The 8,325-nt window shown below is 69.6% G+C and carries 9 protein-coding genes; 6 read left to right on the top strand and 3 right to left on the bottom strand.

Annotated elements, in window-relative coordinates; all coding sequences use genetic code 11:
- Positions 1 to 310: 310 nt before the first annotated feature.
- The 3 genes from ACIBCU_RS14900 to ACIBCU_RS14890 all read right to left on the bottom strand — a co-directional run bounded on the left by ACIBCU_RS14900 (position 311) and on the right by ACIBCU_RS14890 (position 3,730).
- Positions 311 to 1,768, bottom strand: a complete 1,458-nt coding sequence (locus ACIBCU_RS14900) for a catalase (RefSeq protein WP_399231655.1) — start codon at positions 1,766 to 1,768, stop codon at positions 311 to 313.
- 184 nt (positions 1,769 to 1,952) lie between these two features.
- Positions 1,953 to 2,846 carry a 2-hydroxy-3-oxopropionate reductase gene (locus ACIBCU_RS14895; RefSeq protein ID WP_362935786.1) on the bottom strand — a complete coding sequence of 298 codons (894 nt, stop codon included), beginning with the start codon at positions 2,844 to 2,846 and terminating at the stop codon, positions 1,953 to 1,955.
- A 44-nt stretch (positions 2,847 to 2,890) separates the two neighbouring features.
- Entirely contained in the window at positions 2,891 to 3,730 is an 840-nt protein-coding gene (locus ACIBCU_RS14890) for a TIM barrel protein (protein WP_362935783.1), read from the bottom strand.
- A gap of 468 nt (positions 3,731 to 4,198) precedes the next feature.
- On the opposite strand from ACIBCU_RS14890, the gene ACIBCU_RS14885 reads away from it, so the two are divergent.
- From ACIBCU_RS14885 to ACIBCU_RS14860, 6 genes are all read left to right on the top strand, one after another.
- On the top strand, positions 4,199 to 4,450 hold the full coding sequence (locus ACIBCU_RS14885; protein ID WP_362935780.1) for a hypothetical protein: 252 nt from the start codon (positions 4,199 to 4,201) through the stop codon (positions 4,448 to 4,450).
- Positions 4,447 to 4,824 carry a helix-turn-helix domain-containing protein gene (locus ACIBCU_RS14880; RefSeq protein ID WP_362935777.1) on the top strand — a complete coding sequence of 126 codons (378 nt, stop codon included), beginning with the start codon at positions 4,447 to 4,449 and terminating at the stop codon, positions 4,822 to 4,824. The genes ACIBCU_RS14885 and ACIBCU_RS14880 overlap by 4 nt, the downstream gene beginning before the upstream one ends.
- 154 nt (positions 4,825 to 4,978) lie before the next feature.
- Positions 4,979 to 5,485, top strand: coding sequence for a 2-oxo-4-hydroxy-4-carboxy-5-ureidoimidazoline decarboxylase (gene uraD / locus ACIBCU_RS14875; RefSeq protein WP_362935774.1), 507 nt, complete (start codon positions 4,979 to 4,981; stop codon positions 5,483 to 5,485).
- A gap of 49 nt (positions 5,486 to 5,534) precedes the next feature.
- Complete coding sequence (gene uraH / locus ACIBCU_RS14870) at positions 5,535 to 5,927, top strand: hydroxyisourate hydrolase (RefSeq protein WP_362935771.1); 393 nt, start codon at positions 5,535 to 5,537, stop codon at positions 5,925 to 5,927.
- 6 nt (positions 5,928 to 5,933) lie between these two features.
- Positions 5,934 to 6,857 carry a factor-independent urate hydroxylase gene (gene pucL, locus ACIBCU_RS14865; RefSeq protein ID WP_362935768.1) on the top strand — a complete coding sequence of 308 codons (924 nt, stop codon included), beginning with the start codon at positions 5,934 to 5,936 and terminating at the stop codon, positions 6,855 to 6,857.
- A 64-nt stretch (positions 6,858 to 6,921) separates the two neighbouring features.
- On the top strand, positions 6,922 to 8,322 hold the full coding sequence (locus ACIBCU_RS14860; RefSeq protein WP_362935765.1) for a nucleobase:cation symporter-2 family protein: 1,401 nt from the start codon (positions 6,922 to 6,924) through the stop codon (positions 8,320 to 8,322).
- The last annotated feature ends 3 nt before the right edge of the window (positions 8,323 to 8,325 follow it).

Raw genomic sequence — 8,325 nt, 5'->3', positions numbered from 1 at the left:
GGGGGGGGCTGGGGGTTGAGTGGGCGGGGGGGGGGCGGGGCGGGGCCCCCCCCCCCCCGGCGCCCCCCCCCCCCCCCCCCCCCGGGGGGGGCGCCCCCCCCCCCCCGCGCCCCCCCCACCCCGGTGATCTGTCACAGCGACCGCGGCGGCGGCGAGCGGGCTGCCGGGGGCCGGTGCCTTCAGGTCCGGAACCGGGCCGCCCGGGCCCTCACCACCGCACTGGCGTCGTCCGCCGCCGCGGTCTCGTCCTGGCCGTGCCGCTCGCCACCCCTCATCCGGGTGTGCGGCACGGGCAGGGTTCGGGAGAGGCTCAGTCCTCGCGCAGGGCGCGGACGGCCTCCTCGACGCGCTTGCCGTAGTCGGCGTCGGCGGCGTGGAAGTGGGCGAGGTTCTTCTCGATCACGTCGTCGCGGGTGACCTGTGAGAGTCCGCCCGCGATGTTGGCGATCAGGCGGCCCTTCTCGTCCGCCGACATCAGCCGGTAGAGCTCGCCCGCCTGGAAGAAGTCGTCGTCCTTCGCGTGCAGGGGCGCCTCGTGCGTACCCGTCCAGCCGTGCACCGCGAGCGGGGAGGCGAGGGCCGCTCCGGTCTGCGCGGGGCCGGCGTACGAGTTGGGCTCGTAGTTCTTGTCCTGGCGCGAGCCGTACCGGGTGGCGTGCAGCCCGTCGCGGCCGTAGTTGTCGACGTCGGCGGCCTTCGGAGCGTTGACCGGGAGCTGGGTGTGGTTGATGCCCAGCCGGTAGCGCTGCGCGTCGGCGTACGCGAACAGTCGGCCCTGGAGCATCTTGTCCGGCGAAGGACCGATGCCGGGCACGAAGTTGTTCGGCGAGAACGCCGCCTGCTCCACCTCGGCGAAGACGTTGTCCGGGTTGCGGTCCAGCACCAGCCGGCCGACGCGCTGGAGCGGGTAGTCGGCGTGCGGCCACACCTTCGTCACGTCGAACGGGTTGAAGCGGTAGTCCGCCGCCTCGGCGGCCGGCATCAGCTGCACGTGCAGCGTCCAGGACGGGTTGACTCCACGCTCGATGGCCTGGAGCAGGTCCGTCTGGTGCGAGTTGGCGTCCTTGCCGACCTGCTCGGCGGCCTGCTCGGCGGAGAGGGAGCGCACCCCCTGGTTGGTCTTGAAGTGGTACTTGACGAAGAAGGCCTCGCCCTTCGCGTTCGTCCACTGGTACGTGTGCGAGCCGAAGCCGTGCATGTGACGGTACGAGGCAGGAATTCCCCGGTCACCCATCAGCCAGGTGATCTGGTGCGTCGCCTCGGGGGAGTTCGCCCAGAAGTCCCAGACGTTGTCCGGCTCCTGCCTGCCCGTGAAAGGGTCCCGCTTCTGGGAGTGGATGAAGTCGGGGAACTTGATCGGGTCCTTGATGAAGAACACCGGGGTGTTGTTGCCGACGAGGTCGTAATTGCCGTCGTTCGTATAGAACTTGAGGGCGAAGCCGCGCGGGTCGCGGACGGCGTCCGCGCCGCCCAGCGAGTCGGCGACGGTCGAGAAGCGGATGAACGTCTCGGTGCGGCGGCCCACCTCGGAGAGGAAGTCGGCACGGGTAAAGCCGGTGACGTCGTCCGTCACCTCGAAGTAGCCGTACGCGCCGGAGCCGCGGGCGTGGACGACGCGCTCCGGGATGCGCTCACGGTTGAAGCGGGCGAGCTTCTCGAGCAGGTGCTGGTCCTGGACGAGGATCGGCCCGCCGGCGCCGGCCGTGGCGGAGTTCTGGTTGTCGGCGACCGGGGCGCCTGACTCGGTCGTGAGCACACGCTGGGACATGGAGGCCTTCCGTACGGGGCTGCTGACGGCCTCAGGAGCGTAGATTCGCCGGTATCGAAGCGTCAACAATTTGTTGAAATTGGAGGAGGGGGTTCCGGGTCGCGGCAGCGCCTGGGCGCGACAGGACAGGTGTCAGCGCCACCGCGACCCGGAGTTCATGGGGCCCCTGGGGAGGGCCGGGGTGTCAGACCTGGGAGCCGGAGAGCCGCTCGACCGAGCGCAGCAGCGCGGAGTGGTCCAGGCCGCCGTCACCCTGCGCGCGCAGGGACGCCACGAGCTGCGCCACGACCCCGCCGACGGGGAGTGCCGCGCCGACGTTGCGGGCGGCGTCCGTGACGATGCCCATGTCCTTGTGGTGCAGGTCGATCCGGAAGCCCGGGGCGAAGTCCCGCTTCAGGAAGTTGTCCTTCTTGCGGGTCAGGACGGTCGAGCCGGCGAGGCCGCCGTTCAGCACGTCGAGCGCGGCGGCGAGGTCGACCCCGGACTTCTCCAGGAAGACGACGGCTTCGGCGCAGGCCTGGATGTTGACCGCGACGATCAGCTGGTTGGCCGCCTTCACCGTCTGGCCGGAGCCGTGCGGGCCGCACAGCACGATCGTCCTGCCGAGCGCGTCCAGCAGCGGCTTCGCGGCGTCGAAGTCGCTCTGCTCGCCGCCGACCATGATGGACAGGACGGCCTCGATCGCTCCGGCCTCACCGCCGGAGACCGGGGCGTCCAGCACGCGGATGCCCTTGTCCTTCGCGCTCGAAGCCAGGTCCACGGAGGTCTGCGGGGTGATCGACGACATGTCGATCAGCAGGGCGCCCTGCCTGGCGTTCTCCAGGATGCCGTCGGGGCCGTACGCGATGGCCTCGACCTGCGGGGAGGCGGGGACCATGGTGACCACGACATCGGCGTCGCGAACCGCCTCCGCGATCGAGGCGGCACCCTTGCCGCCCGCCGCGACCAGCCGGTCGATCTTGTCCTGCTCCAGGGTGTAGCCGGTCACCTGGTATCCGGCCTTGATCAGGTTCTCCGACATGGGCGAGCCCATGATGCCGAGCCCGATCCAGGCGACCTTGGGGAGGTTGCTGCTCATGAGGGTTGCCTTCCGGTAAGCGTGTGTGCGGGAGGGGGCGAGCCTCAGCGGGCGGGCCGGGCCTCGGCCGGGAGCCAGCCGAAGGACTCCGCGCTCGGCCGGTCGCCCGGCTTGTACTCCAGGCCGACCCGGCCGTCGTAACCGGCCTCGGTCAGCTCGTCGAGGAGGCGCTCCAGCGGGAGCGAGCCGGTGCCGGGCGCGCCGCGCCCCGGGTTGTCGGCGATCTGGACGTGGCCGGTCTTCGCGGCGTACGCCTTGATCACCTGGCTGAGGTCCTCGCCGTTCATCGACAGGTGGTAAAGGTCCAGCAGGAACGTGGCATTGCCCAGGCCCGTCGCCTCGTTGACACGGTCGACGACCCCGACGCCCGCCGGTGCGCTGACCAGGGGGTAGAGCGGCGACTCCGTGTCGTTGAGGGTCTCGATCAGAAGCGTGGCCCCGATCCGGTGGGCCGCGCGGGCGGCCAGGACCAGGTTCTCCAGGGCGAGTTCGTCCTGGACGGCCGGGTCCACGCCCTCGACGCGGTTGCCGTAGAGCGCGTTGAGCGCCTTGCAGCCGACCGAGGCCGCGAAGTCCGCCGCCACGTCGATGTTGGCGCGGAAGCGGTCCGACTCCTCGCCGGGCAGCGAGAGCGCCCCGCGGTCGGGGCCCGGGAGGCGGCCCGCGTAGAAGTTCAGCCCCACCAGCCGCGTGCCCGCGTCGTCGAGCGCCTTCTTCAGGGCGTCGAGCTCGGCCTGCGCGGGGGTGGGGGTCTCGATCCAGGGCCACCAGAGCTCGACCGCGGTGAAGCCCGCGGCGGCCGCCGCCGCGGGGCGCTCCAGGAGCGGGAGTTCGGTGAAGAGGATCGAGAGGTTCACATCGAAGCGCTGGTCCGAGTAACCCATCGTGCGCTCCTTCCGTATCGCGGAAGTTAGTTTCTGCTTAACGGAAGATTGCCTGGCGTGTGGTGAGGCTGTCAAGAGGGAAACCGAATTCCGGACACGCGGGAGCGAGGTGGAGGGCTCCTCGCCATCCACCGCGCTCCCTCTCACATCTGCCTGGTCAGGTGGCCGGCACCGTGTCCTGGAACGTGGTGTCCGCCGCGCGGTACCCGCTCACCACCCCGGAGACCTGGGCGGGGGAGAGGACCTGGTCCTTCACGTGCAAGACGTAGTCCACAACCTCGGGGCGTCGCTACTTCGCGCGCGGCGACCCGATCGCCTCGTCCACCCGGGGGGACATCCAGGCCGGGCCGTGAGGCGCGGTCCGTCCAGGAGGCCCCGTCCGGGCCCTCCGGGCCCGGCGGCCCGTGCCTTAGGGTCGGGACGAGCCGTGCGAGCCGACGGACGCGGCGGGAACATGAGGGAGGCACCGTGCGCTTGAGGGTGGAATTCACCACCGAGCCCTTCGATCTCGACGAGGCACCCGCCCACGCGGTGGTGGCCCGCGAGGTCATCCAGACCGCCGACCTCGACGCGGTGGACGTGGGCCCCTTCGGGAACACGGCGGAAGGGGGCGCGGACGAGGTGCTCACCGCGGTGGACTCCCTGCTGCGGAAGGCCCTGGCCTCGGGCGCCACCCGGGTCTCCCTCCAGCTCAACGTGATCGGGGAGGACACCCCGTGACCGAACCGGCCGACCACCCGCTGGTCACCGCGGTGAAGCCGCTCGTCGACGCCATGGGGGCGGAGCTGCTCGCCCCGGAGCAGGCCACCCCCGAGGACGTGCTCCTCGCGTGGGAGGGGGCCGACGTCATAGCCGTACGGCTCCCGCAGCTCTCCGAATCGCTCGACCACATCCTGTCCGCGATGGAGCGGCGGCACGGGATGCCACTGGCCGAGCTGGACCGGAAGGCCAAGCAGGGCGTCGTACGCACCCTTGAGGCGCGCGGTGCCTTCTCCGTGCGGCACGGTGTGGAGACCGTGGCGGGCGCGCTCGGCGTCAGCCGCTTCACGGTCTACAACTATCTGAACCGGGACAATGCCGCCAAGGGTGAGTAGCGACGCGTAATGCGGTGCAATGCCGTCGTCCGGGAATTCGGGCGGCGGCATTACTTGTCCCCGGAAGTTCAACAAACTGTTGACGTGGTGTTGTGGAGGGCGTTAGCTGTCCGCAGCCCGACAACGCACAGCGAAAAAAGCCACGGAGGCTCCCGTGACTACGAGCTCCACACCGGGCCTCGCCCGGTTCAACACCCTGGCGGCCGCAGAGGCCGCAGCCGCGCTGCACGAGGTGTGTGCCAGTGCGGCGTGGGGAAGTTCCGTCCTCGCCCACCGGCCCTACGCCGGGACGGAAGCCCTGTTCTCCGCGAGCGACGCCGCACTGGCCGAACTCTCACCGGAGGACCTGGCCGAGGCCATGGCCGGCCACCCGCCGATCGGCCGCCCCAAGCCGGGGGACCCGGCCTCCGCCCGTGAGCAGCGGGGGATGGCCGGTGCGTCCGAGGAGCTCAAGGCGGAGATGCTCGAACTCAACCTGGCCTACCAGGAGCGGTTCGGACATGTCTTCCTGATCTGCGCCACCGGAACCACCGGTGAACAGATGCGCGACGCGGTGAAGGCACGGATCGGCAACTCGCCCGAGCAGGAACGTGAGATCGTCCGCACCGAGCTGGGCAAGATCAACCGCATCCGCCTGACCCGCCTCGTGCAGGACTCCTGAAGAGTCAGGCACCCGTACAGCACTTTTGAGAACAAGGAGCGTGACGGTCTTGAGCACCGACACCACCGCATCGGTGTCCACCCACATCCTGGACACCAGCGTCGGCCGTCCCGCCGAAGCCGTCACCGTCTCCCTGGCCGCCCGCAGCGGCGGCGACACGCAGTATGTGACGCTCGGCGGATCCGCGACCGACGCGGACGGGCGCTGCAAAGACCTGCCGGCCCTGCCGGAAGGAACCACCCACGTACGGCTCGTCTTCGACACCGAGTCGTACTTCACCGCGAAGAAGCAAGCCGAGGCGCAGCAGGACGCCCCCCGCGTAAGGGACAGCGGCGCGTTCTTCCCGGAGGTGGCGATCGCATTCGCCGTCACCCCGGGCGAGCACTATCACGTACCGCTGCTGCTCAACCCGTTCGGCTACTCCGTTTACCGAGGGAGCTAGCAGACAATGCCCACGATTCTCGGCCAGAACCAGTACGGCAAAGCAGAGAACCGAGTCGTCAAGATCACGCGGGACGGCGACACCCACCACATCAAGGACCTCAACGTCTCGGTCGCCCTCTCCGGCGACATGGACGACGTCCACTACTCCGGCTCCAACGCCAACGTCCTGCCGACCGACACCACCAAGAACACGGTGTTCGCCTTCGCCAAGGAACACGGCATCGAGTCCGCCGAGCAGTTCGGCATCCACCTGGCCCGGCACTTCGTGTCCTCGCAGGAGCCGATCAAGGTGGCCCGGATCCGGATCGAGGAGTACGCCTGGGAGCGCATCGCGACCTCCGACGGCAACTCGAAGTTCATCGGTGCCGACGAGGTCAAGCACTCCTTCGTCCGCAAGGGCCAGGAGACGCGCACCACCCAGATCACCTTCGACGGCGCGAAGTGGGAGGTCATCTCCGGCCTCAAGGACCTCACCGTCATGAACTCCACCAACTCGGAGTTCTGGGGCTACGTCAAGGACAAGTACACGACGCTGAAGGAGGCGTACGACCGCATCCTCGCGACCGACGTCTCCGCGAAGTGGCGGTACAACTGGACCAGCGACGAGGAGCGCATGCCGAACTGGGAGAAGTCCTACGAGCAGACGCGCAAGCACATGCTCCAGGCCTTCGCGGAGACGTACTCCCTCTCCCTCCAGCAGACCCTCTACCAGATGGGTTCGCGCATCATCAACAACCGCAGCGAGATCGACGAGATCCGCTTCTCGCTGCCGAACAACCACCACTTCCTCGTCGACCTGGAGCCGTTCGGGCTCAAGAACGACAACGAGGTGTACTTCGCCGCCGACCGTCCGTACGGCCTCATCGAGGCGACGGTGCTCCGGGACGGCGTCGAGCCGAAGATCCCGGTCGACATGACCAACCTCTGACGCGGTGCTGAACCGGCCCCCGCCCCGCCGCGGGCGGGGGCCGGTCATCCCGGAGGGACATTCCATGGCACAGCCTGTAACGGGGCCGGCGAAAGGCCCATGTAACGCACCACCGACCCGTGCCGGCACGGCAGTTCACCCGGTGGACGAGAAGCTTCCGCCCTCGCGGCTCGTCCCCGCCGCGCTCCAGCACATCGCCGCCATGTACGCGGGCGTCGTCACCCCTCCGCTCATCATCGGGCAGGCCGTGGGACTCGACGCGGCCGGCATGACCCGGCTGATCGCGGCGAGTCTCCTGATCGCCGGCCTGGCCACCCTCCTCCAGACCCTCGGCGCCGGACGCTTCGCCGGGAACCGGCTGCCCTTCGTCAACGCGGCGTCCTCCGCCGGGATCGCGCCGATGCTCGCCATTGCGGAGACCAGCGCCCCCGGCCACCAACTCCCCGCGATCTACGGGGCGGTACTCGTCGCAGGTGTCTTCTGCCTGGCCGTCGGCCCGTTCTTCGGGCGGCTGCTGCGCTTCTTCCCGCCGCTCGTCACCGGCGTCGTCATCACCCTCATCGGCGTCACGCTGATGCCGGTACCCGTCGGCTGGGCCCAGGGAGGCGACGCCACCGCCGATGACTTCGGCGCCATGAAGTATCTGGCACTGGCCGCCTTCACTCTCGTCGTCATCCTGCTGATCCAGCGCTTCGGACGCGGCTTCGTCAAGCAAGTCGCCCTGCTCGCAGGCATGTTCATCGGCACGCTGGCCGCCATCCCGTTCGGTCTCGCCGACTTCTCCGCGCTCGGCTCCGCACCCGTCGCCGCCCTGCCCACACCCTTCGCCTTCGGACCGCCCGAGTTCCAGCCCGCCGCGATCCTCTCCCTGTGCATCGTGATGCTGGTGCTGATGACGGAGTCGTCCGCCGGCATGCTGGCGCTCGGCGAGATCTGCGACCGGCGCACCGACGGCCCCACCATCACCCGCGGTCTGCGCACCGACGGCATCGCCACCCTCCTCGGCCCGGTCTTCGGGGGCTTCCCGACCAGCGCCTTCGCCCAGAACGTAGGCGTCGTGTCGCTGACGCGGGTGCGCAGCCGGTACGTGGTCGCCGCCGCGGGCGGTGCCCTGATCGTCCTGGGCGCCTTCCCCGTCCTCGGGGCGGTCGTCTCCCTCGTCCCGATGCCCGTGCTCGGCGGCGCCGGCATCGTCCTGTTCGGCTCGATCGCGGTGAGCGGCATCCGGACCCTGTCCGAGGCGGGGCTCGACGACAGCTCCAACATCATCCTCGTGGCCGTGGCACTCGGCGCGGGCATCATCCCGCTCGCGGCACCCGGCTTCTACGCGGGATTCCCGTCCTGGGCGCAGACGGTGCTCGGCTCCGGGATCAGTGCGGGAGCGCTCGTGGCGGTCCTGCTCAACCTGTTCTTCCATCATCTCGGCACCCACAGCCGTAACGCTGTGGCACTCAAATCCTCCTAGGGT

The organism is Streptomyces sp. NPDC051064 (assembly GCF_044455985.1).
In the GTDB taxonomy this organism is placed as follows: domain Bacteria; phylum Actinomycetota; class Actinomycetes; order Streptomycetales; family Streptomycetaceae; genus Streptomyces.
The sequence above is the reverse complement of the archived record's forward strand: the minus strand, read 5'-3'. Positions and strand labels throughout refer to the sequence as shown.

Bases quoted from the DNA above. Each gene is read 5' to 3' on its own strand.
- ACIBCU_RS14895 (WP_362935786.1), bottom strand. From the start codon at position 2,846: ATGAGCAGCAACCTCCCCAAGGTCGCCTGGATCGGGCTCGGCATCATG.
- ACIBCU_RS14860 (WP_362935765.1), top strand. From the start codon at position 6,922: ATGGCACAGCCTGTAACGGGGCCGGCGAAAGGCCCATGTAACGCACCA.
- ACIBCU_RS14890 (WP_362935783.1), bottom strand. From the start codon at position 3,730: ATGGGTTACTCGGACCAGCGCTTCGATGTGAACCTCTCGATCCTCTTC.
- pucL (WP_362935768.1), top strand. From the start codon at position 5,934: ATGCCCACGATTCTCGGCCAGAACCAGTACGGCAAAGCAGAGAACCGA.
- ACIBCU_RS14900 (WP_399231655.1), bottom strand. From the start codon at position 1,768: ATGTCCCAGCGTGTGCTCACGACCGAGTCAGGCGCCCCGGTCGCCGAC.